This window comes from Brachybacterium horti (genome assembly GCF_054777615.1).
This window is the reverse complement of sequence record NZ_BAAHAM010000001.1, coordinates 502,295-519,341: the sequence shown is the minus strand read 5'-3', so window position 1 is coordinate 519,341 and position 17,047 is coordinate 502,295. Positions and strand designations below refer to the sequence as shown.

The 17,047-nt window shown below is 73.9% G+C and carries 13 protein-coding genes; 6 read left to right on the top strand and 7 right to left on the bottom strand.

Annotation, left to right across the window (positions count from 1 at the left end; genetic code table 11):
* Positions 1–115 precede the first annotated feature (115 nt).
* Positions 116–1,522, top strand: a complete 1,407-nt coding sequence (locus tag ACYVAP_RS02530) for a glutamyl-tRNA reductase (RefSeq protein WP_498859383.1) — start codon at positions 116–118, stop codon at positions 1,520–1,522.
* Here the strand turns inward: ACYVAP_RS02530 and ACYVAP_RS02525 are convergent.
* Together ACYVAP_RS02525 and ACYVAP_RS02520 are read right to left on the bottom strand one after the other, a co-directional pair.
* Positions 1,487–1,867, bottom strand: coding sequence for a hypothetical protein (locus tag ACYVAP_RS02525; protein ID WP_498859382.1), 381 nt, complete (start codon positions 1,865–1,867; stop codon positions 1,487–1,489). The genes ACYVAP_RS02530 and ACYVAP_RS02525 overlap by 36 nt on opposite strands.
* Before the next feature lie 2 nt (positions 1,868–1,869).
* Positions 1,870–2,667, bottom strand: coding sequence for a uroporphyrinogen-III synthase (locus tag ACYVAP_RS02520; RefSeq protein WP_498859381.1), 798 nt, complete (start codon positions 2,665–2,667; stop codon positions 1,870–1,872).
* A gap of 14 nt (positions 2,668–2,681) precedes the next feature.
* On the opposite strand from ACYVAP_RS02520, the gene ACYVAP_RS02515 reads away from it, so the two are divergent.
* Positions 2,682–2,975 carry a hypothetical protein gene (locus ACYVAP_RS02515; protein WP_498859380.1) on the top strand — a complete coding sequence of 98 codons (294 nt, stop codon included), beginning with the start codon at positions 2,682–2,684 and terminating at the stop codon, positions 2,973–2,975.
* A gap of 18 nt (positions 2,976–2,993) precedes the next feature.
* Here ACYVAP_RS02515 and ACYVAP_RS02510 read toward each other — a convergent pair whose 3' ends face one another.
* The 4 genes from ACYVAP_RS02510 to ACYVAP_RS02495 all read right to left on the bottom strand — a co-directional run bounded on the left by ACYVAP_RS02510 (position 2,994) and on the right by ACYVAP_RS02495 (position 10,198).
* The gene (locus ACYVAP_RS02510) at positions 2,994–4,373 is read right to left on the bottom strand and encodes a M18 family aminopeptidase (protein WP_498859379.1); all 1,380 of its coding nucleotides are present in this window, start codon (positions 4,371–4,373) and stop codon (positions 2,994–2,996) included.
* Complete coding sequence (locus tag ACYVAP_RS02505) at positions 4,370–6,397, bottom strand: DUF6541 family protein (RefSeq protein ID WP_498859378.1); 2,028 nt, start codon at positions 6,395–6,397, stop codon at positions 4,370–4,372. The genes ACYVAP_RS02510 and ACYVAP_RS02505 overlap by 4 nt, the downstream gene beginning before the upstream one ends.
* A 1-nt stretch (position 6,398) precedes the next feature.
* The gene (locus ACYVAP_RS02500; RefSeq protein WP_498859849.1) at positions 6,399–8,624 is read right to left on the bottom strand and encodes an acyltransferase family protein; all 2,226 of its coding nucleotides are present in this window, start codon (positions 8,622–8,624) and stop codon (positions 6,399–6,401) included.
* 257 nt (positions 8,625–8,881) lie between these two features.
* Positions 8,882–10,198 carry a UDP-glucose dehydrogenase family protein gene (locus ACYVAP_RS02495; RefSeq protein WP_498859377.1) on the bottom strand — a complete coding sequence of 439 codons (1,317 nt, stop codon included), beginning with the start codon at positions 10,196–10,198 and terminating at the stop codon, positions 8,882–8,884.
* Between the two features lie 94 nt (positions 10,199–10,292).
* Here ACYVAP_RS02495 and ACYVAP_RS02490 point away from each other — a divergent pair, with 94 nt between their 5' ends.
* Positions 10,293–12,152 carry a glycosyltransferase family protein gene (locus ACYVAP_RS02490; protein ID WP_498859376.1) on the top strand — a complete coding sequence of 620 codons (1,860 nt, stop codon included), beginning with the start codon at positions 10,293–10,295 and terminating at the stop codon, positions 12,150–12,152.
* Here ACYVAP_RS02490 and ACYVAP_RS02485 read toward each other — a convergent pair.
* Positions 12,088–13,569 (bottom strand): hypothetical protein, encoded by a 1,482-nt coding sequence (locus ACYVAP_RS02485; protein ID WP_498859375.1) that lies wholly within the window; start codon positions 13,567–13,569, stop codon positions 12,088–12,090. The genes ACYVAP_RS02490 and ACYVAP_RS02485 overlap by 65 nt on opposite strands.
* A gap of 218 nt (positions 13,570–13,787) precedes the next feature.
* On the opposite strand from ACYVAP_RS02485, the gene ACYVAP_RS02480 reads away from it, so the two are divergent.
* The 3 genes from ACYVAP_RS02480 to ACYVAP_RS02470 are packed head-to-tail and all read left to right on the top strand — an operon-like array spanning position 13,788 to position 17,013.
* Positions 13,788–14,921 (top strand): glycosyltransferase family 2 protein, encoded by a 1,134-nt coding sequence (locus ACYVAP_RS02480; RefSeq protein WP_498859374.1) that lies wholly within the window; start codon positions 13,788–13,790, stop codon positions 14,919–14,921.
* On the top strand, positions 14,918–16,033 hold the full coding sequence (locus ACYVAP_RS02475) for a glycosyltransferase family protein (protein ID WP_498859373.1): 1,116 nt from the start codon (positions 14,918–14,920) through the stop codon (positions 16,031–16,033). Before ACYVAP_RS02480 ends, ACYVAP_RS02475 begins: the two co-directional genes overlap by 4 nt.
* On the top strand, positions 16,030–17,013 hold the full coding sequence (locus tag ACYVAP_RS02470; RefSeq protein WP_498859372.1) for a lysylphosphatidylglycerol synthase domain-containing protein: 984 nt from the start codon (positions 16,030–16,032) through the stop codon (positions 17,011–17,013). Before ACYVAP_RS02475 ends, ACYVAP_RS02470 begins: the two co-directional genes overlap by 4 nt.
* Positions 17,014–17,047: the final 34 nt, after the last annotated feature.

Below are 17,047 nucleotides of genomic sequence, written 5' to 3'. Positions count from 1 at the left end.
GCGAAAAATCTGCTCTGACGTGCTGTTCTGTGCCATGACGCCCCTATTGTGCACACCTCGGCGCGGGCATGCTCCCAGGGGCGCCCGGTCCAGGCCGCGGGCCTAGACTGCGGCCATGCTCGCTGCCCTCCGCGCCTCCCACGAGCACCTCGATCTCGATGTGCTCGACGCCCTCACACAGGACGCGGACACCCTTCCCGCCCGCATCGCGGAGCTCAACGCCGCGAGCGGGGCGCTCGAGGGATGGGCCGTCGTCTCCACCTGCAACCGCCTCGAGATCTACCTCGACGCCGTGCGCTTCCACGACGGCGTGGACCTCGTGATCGACGCCGTCTCCGCCGCGTCGGGCCTGGACCGCGAGATCGTCTCCCTCTGCTTCGAGGCCGCGATGGGCGACGCGGTCGCCCGCCACCTCGACGAGGTCACCTCGGGGCTGCGCTCCGTCGTCCTCGGCGAGGCGGAGATCGCCGGGCAGGTGCGCGCCGCCTACGAGGCCGCGCGCCGCACCGGCCACACCACCTCTCTCCTGCACGACCTCTTCCAGCACGCCTTCCGCTGCGCCAAGCGCGTCGCCACCCAGGCGCCGATCGGCGCGTCCGGCCGCTCCGGCGCCGCGGTCGCGATCGACCGCGCTGCCGCGGAGCTCGGCGGCATGGAGGGGCGCAGGGCGCTCGTGGTCGGCACCGGCGCCTACGCGCGCCTCGGCGTCGCCGAGCTGCTGCGCCGCGGCGCCGAGCGCATCCAGGTCCACTCGCCCTCGGGCCGCGAGCTCGGCTTCGCCCGCCGCCACGGCATCGAGGCCGTCGGCGCGGAGAGCCTCGAGCAGGCGATCGCGGAGGCGGACCTCGTCGTCGCCTGCTCCGGCCGCGGCACGAGCCTGTTCCCGGACCGCTTCCTCGGCGCGGGCCGCACCGTCGTCCTCGACCTGGCCCTGCACTCCGACCTGCACCCCCTCGTGCGGCACCTGCGCGGCGTGACCGTGCTGGGCCTGCGCGACCTCGAGGTGGGGACGGACGACGCCGACCCGGCCCTGCTGCTCGCCCAGGACATCGTCGAGGAGACCGTCGAGGCCTTCCGCGTGCAGCAGGAGGTGCGTCGCGTGGACCCGGCGATGGCCGCCCTCCGCCGCCAGGTCGCCGACACGGCCGATGCCGAGATCGACCGCCTGCGCCAGGACGTCGACGGCGAGACGGCCGACGTCCTCGAGCGCAGCATCCGCCGGATCCTCGCGAAGGTCATGCACGACCCCTCCGAGCGCGCCCGGCACCTCGCGCAGACCGGCCAGGCCGACGCCTACGTCGAGGCCTTCCACACGATCTTCGGCATCGACATCTCGGGCGAGGGCGTGAGCGCCGCCGCGGTGACCGGTCGCGCCGGCGCCGCCGAGGACGACCCGATGCACACCGCCGGGTGGATGCGCGTGGACCTCACGGTCCCGCCGTCCTCCGCGCGCGATCTCGCCCAGGCCGCCGTGCGCCGCGGGATCTCAGCGACGACGCCGGAAGAGGCGACGACGGCCTGAGCGCGGGGGTGCCGGCTCGTCCGGCACCCCGGGGTCGTCGGGCTCGTCTGCCTCGTCGGTCTCGTCCTGCTCCTCCGTCTCGATCCAGACGTCGGTCCAGCCCACGTCGCTCTCGTCCCGCGGGCGGTACTCGCCCCGCGGCGCCAGCTGATCGGCGACGTCCGCGATCTCGATCTGCTCGGGCGCCCGCACCTCCTCGCCGCGGTGCGGCACCGGGCAGGTCCAGAAGTAGGGACAGCCGGGGCATCCGGCGGTCTCCTCGCCGGGCGTCGCCTCACGCTGCTGCTGGACCGAGTCGACCTGCTGCAGCATCCGCAGCCGGGAGTCGTACGGGTTGATCTCCATGCTCAGGGCCTGCCCGTGACGGGGACGGCGGCGCGGACGGCCGCGTCGACCGCCGCCGCGAGCGCCCACGGGCTGGGCTCGGCCGCCTCGCCGTGGACGGTGAGGCCCTTCGCCTGGGCGGCGCCCGTGGCCTCGTGGTGCACGGTGATCACCCGGATGTCCCGGTGGATGCCGAGGTGCCCCGCGAGGGAGGCGAGCAGCGTCGTGGGCAGCACGACCGCGCTGTACCCCGCGAGCCGCAGGTCCCGGACGACCTGCGGGTCCAGGCTCGTGGTGCGGGGCCGGTAGCCGACGACCGCGGTCACCCGGTGCCCGGCGCGCTCGAGGGAGGTGCGCAGGGTCGGCGGGAGCAGGGCCGAGCCGAGCAGCAGCAGCTCGGACGGCCCGGCTGCCGCGCGGTCACCGGCAGCACCGCCGCCCGCAGGACCGACGGCCTGCGCGATCGAGGCCTCGGCGTCCGAGGCGGTCGCGGTGGGGGTGATGCCGCCCGCCCGGAGCGCCTCCGCCGTCTCGAAGCCGGCGGAGACGACGCGCAGCCCGGGCGGGAGCGCGGAGCCCGTCCCGAGCACGTCCTCCACGAGCAGCTGGGCCGAGAGCGGCCCCTCGACCACGACCTGCGCGTAGCGGCCCTCGACGAGGTCCTCGAGCGCGAGCCGGGTGTCCGCGTCCCGCTGCGGGCGCAGCTCGAGGAAGGGGCAGTGGTCGATCGTGTACCCGCGGGACTGCAGCGCCTCGATGAGCGGGACCCCGTGCCCCGCGGCGGAGGGGACGAGGACGGGGAGGGCGCTGGCGGCGGTCATGGCACCATTGTGCCGTGACCAGTCCCGCCCAGCGTGTCCACGACGCCACCCACCGCCTGCTCGAGCTGCTCGAGGCCGGCGAGTCCACGACCGAGGAGGCCATGGCCGTGCGCGGCGAGCTCGCCCTCGCCACCGCCGAGGCCGGTCACCTCGAGGACGCCTGGTACCAGGCGGAGGAGCTCGTCAAGGACGCCCAGCGCGGCAGCGGCGGCGACCCGGACCACCCGGCGATCGCCGAGGCCCGCGCGGTGCGCGACGAGGTCGAGCGGATCGCGATCGCCCGGGACCGGGAGAGGAATCCCACCTGAGTCCGGCCGCCGCCGTCCTCAGCCGCGCAGGAAGGCCGCGCAGGCCTTCTGCAGCAGCAGCGGGTCCTCGACCGCGCACATCTCGCGCGCGGAGTGCATCGACAGCAGCGTGATGCCGACGTCCACCGTCGTGATCCCGAGCCGGGTCGCCGTGATCGGGCCGATCGTCGACCCGCAGGGCATGGCGTTGTTCGAGACGAAGTGCTGGTGGGGCACGCCCGCGTCGTCGCAGGCGGCGACGAAGGCCGCGATGCCCACGGCGTCGGTCGCGTAGCGCTGCTGGGCGTTGATCTTCAGCATCGGCCCCTCGCCCAGCCGCGGACGGGTCACGGGGTCGTGGCGCTCGGGGTAGTTCGGGTGCACCGCGTGGCCGGCATCCGCCGAGACCACGAGCGAGGAGGCGAAGGCGCGTCGGCGCGAGGCGTCGTCCCCGCCGAGCGCCGCGTGCATCCGCACGAGCACGTCCTCGAGGAACGGCCCGGCGGCGCCCGAGCGGCTCGCGGAGCCCACCTCCTCGTGGTCGTTGGCGACGAGGAGCGCGATCGGGTCGCCCTCCTCGCGGGGGCCGTCGGCGACGGAGAGCAGGGCCTCGACCTCCGCGTGCACCGAGGTGAGGTTGTCGAGCCGCGCCGAGGCGAGGAACTCCTCGTGGGCGCCGAACAGCGCGGGGGCCTGTGCGTCGACGGTGACGACGTCGAACCCGGCGACGTCCTCCGCGTCCACGCCGGCCTCCGCCGCGAGGATCGCCATGACGTCGAGCCCGCCCTGACCGCCCTGGCCCGCCTGACCCGCCTGACCCTCGAGGCCCAGGACCGGCTGCAGGTGGCGCTGCGGGTCCAGGACCAGCCCCTCCTTGTTCACGGCGCGGTCCAGGTGCACGGCGAGCTGGGGGATGCGCAGCAGCGGGCCGGTCGCGGTGAGCACGGTCGTGCCGTCCCAGAGCGTCAGCCGGCCGGCGAGGCGCAGCTCGCGGTCCAGCCACGAGTTCAGCAGCGGCCCGCCGTAGACCTCGACGCCCACCTGGGCGACGCCCTCCCCGCCGCCGTACCGGGGCGTGGGCTTGAGCTTGAGGGCGGGGGAGTCGGTGTGCGAGCCGACGATCCTCCACGCGCTGCGGGAGTCGGACCCCTCGGGGGCGGACCACGCGATGATCGAGCCGTCGCGGATCACGTAGCGCTCGCCGGCGACGTCCTCCGCGGTCCAGTCCTCGGTCTCCAGCAGGCTCCGGAAGCCGCCGGCCTCGAGCCGTCGGGCGGCCTCGGCGACGGCGTGGTAGCTCGAGGGCGAGGCGGTGACGAAGGCGCCCAGGTCGAGGGCGACGTCGCGGGCCTGCGAGGAGGGGCCGGAGGGACCGGTGGAGCCGGACGGGCGTGCGGGATGCTCAGCGGTGGAGGTCACGACCTCATTGAACCATCGGTGCCGCGGCAGGGGAGCAGGCGCAGGAGCTTCGCGTCGCCCTCCTGCGCGACGACGACCCCGACGCCGGAGGAGGAGAGGTCCGTCATCCCGGACATCGTGTCGCGGCGGTCCCAGAGCTCCTCGGGCCCGAAGTCCAGGGCGTACTCGACGCCCTCCTCGTGCATCGCGTCGCACACCCGCGGGTCGTGCCGCGCCTCGTCCAGCCGGTCGTGCAGCAGCTTCGTGGAGCGCGGCACCTCCTCGGACATGTACAGGCTCGTCACCTCGCGGTCCGCGAGCGCGTAGACGAGGGAGCTGCCGTTCCAGGGGTTGGTCGCGACCACGGCGTCCGGAGGCACGATCCCCGGCACCTCCGCGAGCAGCGCGCGCTCGTCCGGGGAGAGCAGCTGTCGCCCCTGCCACTGCGGGAACGCGCCGCGCTCCGCCTGGCCGGTCGCGGGGGAGGCCCAGGAGACGGCGAGGACGAGCGGTGCGACGAGCACGCCGAGCGCCCCGATCGCGGTGAGCACGGACGCCGGCACGCCGCGCGCCGCCGCCCGGTCCCGGAGCGCCCGCCCGATCGCCTCGAGGCCCACGGCGAGCAGGGGCACGGCGAGCACCACGGTCAGCGCGGAGATCCGGTGGTTGTCGCTGTAGAAGGGCCCGGTGAGCAGGTAGCGCAGGTCCCCCTCGGGCAGGGAGCGGGCGGTGACGTCGGCCGCGACGGCGATCAGCCACGGGGCGAGCAGCCAGCGCGAGCGGCTCCGCAGCACGACCGCGAGGACGGCGGCGAGCAGGACCAGCGCGAGCGGAAGGAAGGCCTGCGCCGAGTTCGGGGTCAGGGTGAGCACCTGGCGCACCGCCTCGCCGGGGCGCGCGGTGGGGTCCCAGGAGGAGGCTCCGCGGGAGGGGCGCGCGATGCCCCACCCGACGAGACCGGCGGCGAGGGCCAGCAGCGCGAGGCCCGCGGTCGCCGCGAGCCCCGCGGGGGAGTCCGTGTCCCCGCGGCGGAGCGAGCGCACGCGCATCCCCACGGCGACGAGCGCCATCGGCAGCCCGAGCAGGATCGCCGCGAGCGCCCCCTGGGGGTGGGCGAGGGTGACGGCGAGCAGGGAGGCGATCAGGATCGCGGCGAGCTGCGCGGGATCGGGCCGGCGCGCGGCGGGGGAGAGCGCGAGCAGGTGCGCGGCCCCGAGCAGGAGCGTGGGCAGCAGCACGATCGAGAGCAGGTAGGGCAGCAGCAGTCCCCAGCTCATGAGCTCGAGCGGGAAGGCTCCGCTGATCCCGGCGAGGGCCCCGGCGAGGCCGCCGGCGGCCCGCCCGCCCGAGGTCGCGGAGGCGACGAGGGCCATCAGCCCCAGCGGCCACACGAGGCAGCCCGCCGCGAGCATGAGCACGTTCGAGGCGAGGGCGACGTCCTGCCCCGAGAGCTGGGCGACGAGGCTCGCGGCCTGGTGCCACAGCGCCGGGTAGTAGCCGGACTCCCCGGGCAGTCGGGTCATCCCGCCGACGACCCCGGAGGAGGCGTCGTGCAGGCGCATCACGTGCCGCACGGCGCTGAGGTGGAAGACGTTGTCGAAGGTCTGGCTGACGGCGTCCACCGACCCCATGCGCCGCAGCTGCAGCACCAGCAGGCTCCCGCCGCCGAGGAGCAGTCCCGCGGCGGGCGCGAGCGCGGCCCGCAGGCCCTCGCGCCCCGTCGGCAGGGGCGGAGGCGCAGGACGGCCTGCGGCGCCCAGGTGGCGGGGGCGCGGCCTCGCGCGCCGACGGTGCAGCTCGCGCGCCCCGAGCACGACCCCGGCGAGCAGGATCCCGAGGGCCAGCGGCACGAGCAGCGACCAGTCCGCCCGCAGTTCGTGCCCGACCTCCGCGGAGAGCGCGATGACGGCGAAGGAGAGTACGGGCAGCACCGCGCACAGCACGAGCCCGCGCATCCTCAGGGCGAGCGCGAGGGGCAGCCCCGGCAGGACCAGCACCGCGATCGTGGCCATCACGGCGAGGAGGGTTCCGGCGGGCAGGTCCATCTCAGGATCCTCCTTCCGCGCGCTCCTCTGCTCCGAGAGGGCCGCCGGGGCCGTCGAGGACCGCGGTCGCCGCGGGGGCGAGGGTCAGCTGCGTGAAGCGCTTGGTGAGGTGGTCGTCGTCCATGTACACGTAGGTGTCCCCGAGCACGGGGGAGCAGCGGCCCTCGGGGCAGATCTGCGCGCTGAGGTCCAGGAACGTGAGGCTGCCGCCGCCCTCGGCGGGGGTGAGGCCCGCCGCCGGGTTCTCCGGGGCGAGCTTCGCGGAGGCGTCCGCGCCGCACGCGGCGTCGGCCTCGAGCGGGGTGCCGTCGGCCCCGATCACCGCCTCCGCGCACGCGTACTGGTCCTCGGTCCAGCGCGGGGTGTCGCGAGCGCTGATGACGTCGATGCCGCGCGAGGTGAGCTCCTGCACCGCGGTGACCATGCCCTCCGGCGTGGTCTCCTCGGCGGAGTCCGGGACAGTGCGCGTGGAGGTCGTGAGCACCACGTCGGGCTGCACCGCGTCGAGGTAGGAGAGCACGTAGTCGTTGTACCCCGAGCAGTACCGGCTCTCCTCGGTGCCGGGCACGAAGTCGCAGCTGTCCATGTGGAGGTTCACGACCTGCAGGTCGTGCTCCTGGGCCCAGGGCAGGATCGCGGGGATGTACTGGCGGGCGTGGGAGCTGCCGACGACGACGAGCAGCCCGGCGTGAGCGGTGCCGTCGGGCAGCAGCTGCTGGCAGGGGACGTGCCGGAAGGTCGTCGAGGGGGCGAGGTCCCCGGCGCAGGACTCGGGCAGGTTCGGCCACTGCGAGCCGAGCTCCCAGCCCTGCGGCAGGATCTGGGCGGGCGCCTCGGTGAGCACCGCGTCGGTGGGCTCGGCGGGGGCGGCGGTCGTCGCGGGCTCCGCGGACGCCTCGCGCTGGAGCAGGCCCCACCAGGTGCCGGTCGTCCCGGCCACGAGCGCCACGCTGAGTCCCACGGCGGCGAGCGCGCGCCAGGGCCGGGCCTCGAGCCAGGCCGAGCGGCGGATCGGCGCATCCACGAGCCGGGTGAGGCCCCAGGCGAGGAGCACCGCGGCGGCGAGCAGGACCAGCCCGTCCAGCAGACCGGCGCGCTGGTGGCCGCTCACGTGCAGCCACAGCACGAGCATCGGCCAGTGGACGAGGTAGAGCGCGTAGGAGATGTCGCCGACGAACGCCGCGGGCCGGGTCGAGAGCAGGCGGTCCGCGCCCCACCGTGTGCCCGAGTGGCCGGCGACGACGACCGCGCCCGCCGCGATCAGCGGCACCACGGCGATCCAGCCGGGGAACTGCGAGGACACGTCCAGGACGATGCCGACGGCGAGCAGCCCCGCGATGCCCGCCCATCCGGAGAGCGCCCGCAGCCCTCGCAGCCGCGGGGCGGTGTCGTCCTCCGGTCGGGCCGCCCCGGTGAGGCGGTCGATCGCGGGCAGGGTGAGGGCGAGCAGGGAGCCGGCCGCGAACTCCCACAGCCGGGCCAGCGTGTCGAAGTAGGCGACCGGCTGCTGGATCGCCGTGGAGTGCACCGACCAGGCGAGCGAGGCCGCGCCGATCACGAGCATGAGCACCGTCAGGGGGCGCCGGACCCCGCGGCCGCGGCGGGCGAGCGGGAGCGCGAGGGCGAAGAGCAGCGGCCACAGCACGAACGCCTGCCCCTGCACGCTGAGGGACCAGAAGTGCTGCAGCGGCGAGGCGGCCCCGGCGTCCCGCGCCTGGTAGTCGACCTGCAGCTGCACGAGCACGAGGTTCTCGACGTAGCCGGCGGAGGCCACCGCCTGCTGCATGATCGAGGGCCAGGAGGAGGCCGGGAGCAGCAGGCCCGTCCCCAGGAGGACCAGCAGGATCGTCACCGCGGCGGGCGGCAGCAGCCGCTTGAAGGTGTGCAGCCAGTAGCGGGGCACGCCGAGCGGGCGGCCGCTCTCCAGGCGGCGCACGAAGGTGCCGGTGAGGAAGAAGGCGGAGAGGAACAGGAAGACGTCGACGCCGCCGGAGACCCGGCCGAGCCAGATGTGGTAGACGGCGACGAGCCCGAGGGCGACGGCGCGCAGGCCGTGCAGCTCGGCGCGGAAGGCGGGCCGGGCGCGGGGCCGCTCGGGGAGCCCCGCCGGCGCCGGGGCCGGGTCGTCCCGCGGAGCGGCTGCTCGGTCCGGCGTCTCCTCCCGCCCGGAGACCGACTCGGCGGTCGACCAGGCGTCCTGGGCCTCCTGCTCGACGTGCGCCTCGATCGGGCCCTGCAGCCAGTCCTCGAGCGCGGTGGCGCGCGGTGCGAGGGGCGGCGGGCTCAGCCAGTCCCCGAGCCGCGAGCGGGGCGCCGTACGGGGCTCGGGCTTCTGCTCACCCTGCGTCCAGTCCTCGAGCGCGTCACGCGGCGGGGCAGACCGATCGGGGCGCCCGCGCGGTGCGGGCGCCCTGTCGTCGTCGGGCGAGCGGATCGTCAGCTCTCAGGCGCGGGCCGGAGCGCAGGCGGGGCGGTGCCCGCCGCTCAGGGGCGGCCCAGGGACTGGTAGGTCCAGCCGGCGTCGCGCCACTGCTGGGGGTCCAGGACGTTGCGGCCGTCGATCATGTGCGCCGTGCCGACGACCTCCTTGAGGGCGACGGGGTCGAGCTCCTTGAACTGCGTCCACTCGGTGAGCAGGAGGACGAGGTCGGCGTCCTTCGCGGCGGCGTAGGCGTCCTCGGCGATGGCGAGGTTCGGGCGCTCGGCGTGGACGCGCTCGTTGGCGGCGGGGTCGGTGACCACGACGTCGGCCCCGCGGCCGGAGATCTTCGAGGCGATATACAGCGCGGGGGACTGGCGGGTGTCGTCGGAGTCGGGCTTGAAGGCGGCGCCCAGCACGGCGACCCTCTTGCCGGTGAAGCTGCCGCCCAGGGCCTGGCGGGCCATGTTCACGACGTGGTCGCGGCGGCGGTTGTTGACGTGGTCGACCTCGCGGAGGAACCCGAGGGCCTCGGTGACGCCGAGCTCACCGGCGCGGGCCATGAAGGCGCGGATGTCCTTGGGCAGGCAGCCGCCGCCGAAGCCGATGCCGGCGCGGAGGAACTTCGGGCCGATCCGGTCGTCCAGGCCGATCGCCTCGGCGATGACGGAGACGTCGGCGCCGGTGGCCTCGCAGACCTCGGCGACGGCGTTGATGAAGGAGATCTTCGTGGCGAGGAAGGAGTTCGCGGAGACCTTCACGAGCTCGGCGGTCGCGTAGTTGCCGACGACGAGGGGGGTCTCGACCTCGAGCATCGGCGCGTACATCTCGTCGAGGACCTCGCGGGCGCGTGCGGCCTCGGTGGGGTCCTCGGGCAGGCCGTAGACGATGCGGTCGGGGTGCAGGGTGTCCTTGACGGCGAAGCCCTCGCGGAGGAACTCGGGGTTCCAGGCGAGCGGGGCGTCGGAGCCGCCGGCGCGGAGGCGCTCGCGCAGGGAGGCCGCGGTGCCGACGGGCACGGTGGAGCGGCCGAGGACGACGGCCGTGTCCGAGAGGTGGGGGAGGAGGGAGTCGACCGCGGCGTGGACGTAGGTGAGGTCCGCGCCGGCGCCGTCGATCTGCTGGGGGGTGCCCACGCAGATGACGTGCGCGGTGTAGTCCGCGGCGTCGGAGTAGTCGGTGGAGAAGCGCAGGCGGCCGGACCCGAGGGCCTCGGTGAGGACCTTCTCGAAGCCGGGCTCGTGGAACGGGGCGATGCCCTTGTTCAGGTCGTCGATCTTCTTCTGGTCGACGTCCAGGCCGAGGACCTCGTGCCCGATCGAGGCCATCGAGGCCGCGTAGACGGCGCCCAGGTATCCGCATCCCACGGTCGTGATTCGCATGGGTGGAATGGTAGTCGCAGACGGCGACCGTACGATGTCACCGTTCCCGACCCGCCAGGGTCCCCGCCGCATCCCGACCTCGCCAGGAGCCCCGATGACCGTCGCCGACGCCCCTCCCTCCTGGCTTCCTTGGAGGACGGAGGGCCGGACCGACGGGCTGACGGGCCAGCGCGTCCCCTGGACCGTCCTCGCCGTGCTCGCTGTCCTCGCCGTCCTCGCCCTGAACAGCTACATCGCACTCGGAGCGGTCACCCCGTCCTTCCCTTTCGATGAGGTCACGCTGCTCGAGTACGCCAAGTACTTCGCCGAGGGCGGCGGGACGATCACCCCGGTCGAGGGGGCCGGATACTTCCCGGGATGGGCGATGGTGCTCGCACCGCTGTGGTGGCTCACATCGAATCCGGGCGTCTTCTACTCGGCTGTGATCTGGATCGGTGTCGCCGTGGCAGTGATCACGATCGTGCCGATCGCTGCGACGGTTCGTCGCTTCGGGCTCCCGTGGCAGGAAGCGGTCGTCGTCGGCGCGATCGTCATGAGCATGCCCTCGCGCGCCGTGCAGTCGGACTACACGATGAGCGAGAAGCCACTGTTCCTCGCCATCGCCTGTCTCATGCTCGCCGCGGTGCGGCTCTGGGAGCGTCCCACGATGTCGCGGGCCGCGGTGTTCTCGCTGCTCGCCGTCGCGACCGGGTTCCTGCACTCGCGCGCGACGGTGCTGCTCGTCGCCTGTCTCATCTGGCTCCTGCTGTTCGCCCTTCGCAGCTGGCGTGCGAGCCTCGCGGGGCTCGTCGTCGCGGCGCCCCTGGGCTGGCTCACCTACCGCTACGCGATGTCCCTGAACGAGGAGCTGCTGCAGGGCCGCTTCAAGCAGGGCCTGAACCTCACCGAGAACCTCTCCACCGCCCGGCCCTCGATCATCCTGCGCGTTGTGCTGGGGCAGAGCTGGAACCAGACCGTGGCCACGCTCGGGATCTTCGTGATCGGTGCGGTGGTGCTGCTGTGCCTCATCGGCCGGGAGCTGCGTCGTCACCGTGCGATCGGGCCTGCGAGCCTGCTCGGAGCCATGTTCCTGGGGATCTTCCTGGTCTCGGTCGCCTCGTGGGCGAACGAGGAGTCTTTGTACCTCGCCGACTGGCGGCGCCTGGACGCCTGGATCTACGGGCGGTACATGGAGCCCGTGACGGCGCTCATCGTCGCTGTGGGCCTCGCGGCGCTGCTGCGGGGCCTGCGCACCTCGGTGCTCGCCGTCGCTGCGCTCGCGGCCTTGGCGATCATCGTCCCCACCGTGTACTGGGTCGCACCCGACGCGCCCACCTGGGGATACGTGACCCCCGCTCACATCGGAGGCGTCATGCCCTGGTCCGGGCTGCTGCCCCAGTCGGACAAAGACTCCTGGACCTGGGGTCTCGTCCCCACGCTCACCAACGCCAATCGCTTCTGGGCGGTGCCCTCGCTGAGCACCGTGGTGGCGCTCGCGGTCCTGCTCGCGCTGAGCCTCCGCCCGGGTCGACGGGTGCCGACGGCCGTCACCGCGGTAGCCCTGCTCGTGGCCGCCGGGGTGGGCACCGTCGCCTCGGACCCGGCGACCGACCGCTTCCAGGAGCGGGAGGGCGGGGTCCCGGCGATCGCCGTGGAGGTCTCCGACATCGAGAGCACGTACGGGCCCCAGTCGATCGACTACGACCGCACCTGCAAGCCGAGGGGTGTGAACAACGCCGTGGTCCAGAACTACGTGAGCTACTGGATCCTGCCCACCTCGATGGACGTGGTCTTCGATCCGGCCGACATCGAGGCGGACGTCGTGCTCGGCTGCGAGGACTGGCCGCAGGCGCAGGCGCTGGGCGCCGTGCCCACCACCGGCGAGGTCACCGACGGCTTCCGCGTGTGGGTCATGCCGGGTGCGCTGCAGGACGAGATGCGGGCCGACGGCCGTCTCGCGACCTCGGGGTCCTGAGGATCAGGACGACCACCGTCACCGCGGTCACCGCCGCGGCGAGCACGGCGACGGCGAGCAGGGGCAGGGCAAGGTCCGGCCGCAGCTCCGCCTGGTCCGGGGCGGAGACATGCGGTCGCGCGAGCAGGAACGCAGCGACCTGCCACCAGGCCACGACGGCCCAGACGCCGAACAGCAGCGGAGCGGCGCGGCGGAGCCCGCCCAGCCCCCAGGCCACGAGCAGGCAGGTTGCCGTCAGGATCGGCAGCGAATATCGCGGGAACAGGTTGCCCGCCTCCTTGGAGACGTACACGAACTGCATGAGGAGGAGGAGCCCGGTCAGCGCGGCCAGCAGCAGCACCCCGGGCAGGAGGAACGCGGGGGCCGTGCCCGCGCTCTCCAGGTCGTCCCCGGGCACGCGGCGCCGACGGCGGTCCGCGACGGCGGCGGCGGCGGCGAGGAGCACGCCCAGCGCGGCGGGAGCCACGAGCAGTCCCCAGAGGGTGATTCCTCCCGGGGTGTTCTCGGGGGAGAGGACCCCCAGCAGCTTCGCCCAGTACACCGGGTCAGTGACGACCTCGGGCACGGAGGGGGGATCGGTGCGGTCGGTGTGCGCCATCGCCCAGTCGGGATGGCCGCCGGAGACGGAGCCGGTGAGGCGGAGGTTGCGCAGGTAGAACCACCCGGCCGCCGCGATCATCGCGAGGCCGGTGAGCGTGGGACGCAGCAGCCACGCGACCCGTGAGAGGGGACCGGGGGCGACGAGCCCGCGCAGCACGAGGGCCATGAAGACCACGAGGACCAGCGGCATCAGCGCGAGCCGCGTCGTCGCCGCGCAGACCGCCGCGATGCCGAGCACCCACCAGGTGCCGCCGCGGGCGGCGGCGTCCGCGGCACGGGGGAGCGTGATCAGGCGCAGTGCCGCCCCGATCACGATCGTGATCTCGAGGGCGGCCACGTCGTCGTTGTAGATCGCGCTTCCCACTCCCATCACCCACGGGGAGGAGGCGGCGACGAACCCGGCGATCCACGGGATCCAGCGGCGACCGCCAGCGAGCGGGCGGGCCGCCCACATGACGGCCGCGCACAGTGCACCGGCGATCACGGTGTTCATCACGCGCCCGGCCATGCCTGCCATGTAGGGGTGGCCCGCGTCGTACAGCGGCCCCACCACGGGGGCGAGCAGCAGGTAGAACAGGGGCGGGTGCTGCGAGGTCCACTGCACGGGCGGGCGCGTGCCCCAGGGCAGCTGCACCTGCAGGCCCTCTTCGAAGACCGGCAGGTCCCCGTGCCACACCTGCACCGCGTAGTCGAAGTGCGCCATCTCGTCCCCCGAGGAGAACAGCGGGGTGAGGAAGCTGCGGGCGGTGGTCGCGGCGAGCACCATGACCAGGATTCCCGCGGTCACGGCGGCGTCGGCGGACAGGAAGCGGCGCACGGGGTGGCTCCTTGGGCGGTACGGGGCGGGACCGGCTCAGCGTACCGAGCCCGGCGACCCCACTCGGTGGTGGCCGGGGTCACGACATGCGGGTGACGACCGCTACGGCGACCCCCTGGGGTGACCTGGATACACTGACCCGGTTCCGCGCAGTGCCGGGGGCCGTCGGCGGAAGCGCCCGCGGGACCCGGTCACGTCCACGACAAGGTGATGTCCCCATGAAGGTCTTCGTCCAGATCCCGTGCCTGAACGAGGAGCAGACGCTCCCGCTCGTCCTCGACACGATCCCCAAGGAGCTGCCCGGCGTCGACTCCGTCGAGGTGCTCATCATCGACGACGGCTCCACGGACCGCACGATCGAGGTCGCGAAGGCGCACGGCGTGAAGCACTTCGTCATCCACGCCCGCAACATGGGCCTGGCGCGCTCCTTCCGTGACGGCGTGGACTACGCCCTCGCCCACGGCGCCGACATCGTCGTGAACACCGACGGCGACAACCAGTACAAGCAGGAGCGCATCGCGGATCTCGTCGCGCCCGTCGTCTCCGGCGAGGCGGACATCGCCATCGCGGACCGCCAGACCAAGAAGATCGCGCACTTCTCGCCGTTCAAGAAGGTCATGCAGCAGGTCGGCTCGCAGGTCGTGAACATCGCCGCCGAGACCGAGCTGCCCGATGCCGCCTCCGGCTTCCGCGCCTACTCCAAGGCGTCCCTGCTCCGCCTCAACGTCATCACGCAGTTCTCCTACTGCATGGAGACGATCATCCAGGCCGGCAACAAGCGGCTGCGGATCGCCTCGGTCGCGATCGACACGAACCCCAAGACCCGTGAGTCGCGGCTGTTCAACAACATCTTCCAGCACATGGCGAAGTCCGGCTCCGCGATCGTGCGGGCCTACCTCATGTTCAAGCCGCACCACGTGCTGGGCTGGATCGCGGCGGTCACCGGGGTCATCGGCCTGATCCCGTTCGTGCGCTTCCTGGTCTACGCGATCATGGGTGAGGGCGGCGGCCACATCCAGTCGCTGATCTTCGGCCTGATGCTGCTCACCTGCGCGTTCATGACGCTCGTGCTCATGATCATCGCGGACCTCCAGCGCACCAACCGGGTGCTCGTGGAGGAGGCCCTCGAACGGATCAAGCTCGTCCAGTACGGGACGCCGAACAACCCGCTCGTCGGCTCCGGCGAGACGGTGCCCACCTCCACCGGGCCCGTCGCCACCGGCTGGGTCGACGGGGAGCCGCGCGAGCTCGACCCCGCGCAGCACACCGGACCCGTCACCGATGACGCGATCGTGGACCAGTGGGCGACGGCCGTGGGCCGAGAGTCCACGGCTCCCCGCCGCGACGCATGAGCCGCCTGCTCGGGTTCGGCACCTACGACCGTGACCAGCACCCCCGCGTCGGGGTGCTGCTGGACGGTCTGGCCGCGAGCGGCTGGGAGGTCACGGAGCTGAACCGCCCGCTCGGGCTGAGCACCGCGGAGCGGGTCGAGCTGCTGCGCAAGCCGTGGCTGCTCGGGAAGCTCGCGCTGCGACTGGGCTCCCGCTGGGCGGGCCTCGCGGCCGGCAGCCTGCGCCTGCGCGGCCGACGGGCGCCCGACGCGATCGTCGTGGGCTACCTGGGCCACTTCGACGTGCTGCTCGCTCGGGCCCTGTTCCCGCGCACCACGATCGTGCTGGACCATCTCATCTTCGCGGCGGGCACCGCCCAGGACCGCGGGGAGAGCGGCGGCCTCAAGCTCGCCGTGCTGCGGGTCCTGGACCGCCTCGCGACCTCCGCCGCCGATCTGGTCGTCGTGGACACCCCCGAGCACGGCGCGCGGCTCGCCCCCGCCGTCGCGGATCGCGGCGTCGTGGTGCCCGTCGGCGCCCCCGAGGACTGGTTCGCCGCCGCGGAGGCTCCGCGGGCCCCCGCCGGCGAGGAGCTCTCCGTCGTCTTCTACGGCCTGTTCACCCCGCTCCAGGGGACCCCCACGATCGCCCGTGCCCTGCGCCTGCTCCACGAGGAAGGGGCGCCGGTGCGCGCGACGCTGATCGGCGGCGGCCAGGACCTCGAGGAGTGCGAGGAGATCCTCGAGGGGGTCGACTCGGTGACCTGGAGCTCCTGGGTGCCCGCGGCGGAGCTCCCGGCCGTGGTCGCCGCCCATGACGTGTGCCTCGGCATCGTCGGCACCTCCGCGAAGGGGCAGGACGTCGTGCCCAACAAGGTCTACCAGGGCATCGCCGCCGGCTGCGCCGTGGTCACCTCGGACACCGCGCCCCAGCGCCGGGTCCTCGGGGACGCCGCCGTGCTGGTGCCCGCGGGTGACGAGGTCGCGCTCGCCGCGGCCCTGCGCCGCCTCGCGGAGGATCCCGCCGCCCTCGCGGCCGCGCACCGCGCCGCCGCCGCGGCCCGCGACGCCTTCCACCCCGCGGCCGTCGTCGCCCCGCTCCGGGACCGGCTCGCGGCGGAGGCCACCCGATGAGCCGCGTGCTCGAGGTGCTGCGCTCCCGCGCCGTGAAGGCCGGGTTCCTCGTCGTCGCGCTCGTGCTCGCCGTCTGGGCGGTCGTCTCGCAGTGGGACGAGATCTCCTCGGCGCTCGTCTCGATGGACCCGCTGCTCCTGGTCGCGGCGCTCGCCCTGGGGCTCGTCTATGTCGTCCTGACGATGCTGTCCTGGCGGGCGGTGCTCGCCGACCACGGCACGCCGCTGCCCATGAGCTCCGCGGCGCCCGTCTTCCTCGTCTCACAGCTGGGCAAGTACGTGCCCGGCGGGGTGTGGAACATCGTCGCCGCGGCGGAGATGGGTGCGGACCACCGGATCCCGCGCCGACGCAGCGTCTCCGCGATGCTCGTGACGCTCCTGATCTCGATGGTCACGGGTCTCATGCTCGCCGCGATCTCGATGCCCTTCTCCCCGCCGGCCCTCGCGGACCGCTTCGGCTGGGTGCTGGTGCTGCTGCCGCTGTTCGTCATCGTGCTGCTGCCGCCGGTGCTGGGCCGCATCGTCGCGCTCGCGCTGCGCGTGACCAAGGGGGAGCCGCTCGAGCGCCCTCTGCGCTGGCGCGGCATCGGCGCGGCCGTGGGCTGGCAGCTGCTCGCCTGGATCGTCGCGGGCCTGCAGGTGTGGGTGCTCGCGGTCGGAGTGGGCATGGAGGCGGACGCCCGCTCGGTGCTCCTGTGCATCGGCGGCTACGGCTTCGCATGGGTCGTGGGCTTCCTCGTCGTCGTGGTGCCCGCGGGCGCCGGGGTGCGCGAGTCGATCCTCGCGATCATGCTCGGCGCGAGCCTGTCCACGGGCGGGGTGCTGGCCGTCGTGCTGCTCTCCCGCGTCGTGCTCACCCTCGCGGATCTGCTCCTGGGCGGTCTGGGTCTGCTGCTGTCGCGCCGGGCGCGGGCCGCCCGGGAGGCGGCGGCGGTGGGGACGTCGGATCCGACGGGGCCGACGGGCGCGGACGCCCGCTGAGCCGGTCCGCGGCGGCGCCCGCCGCGAGCGCCCC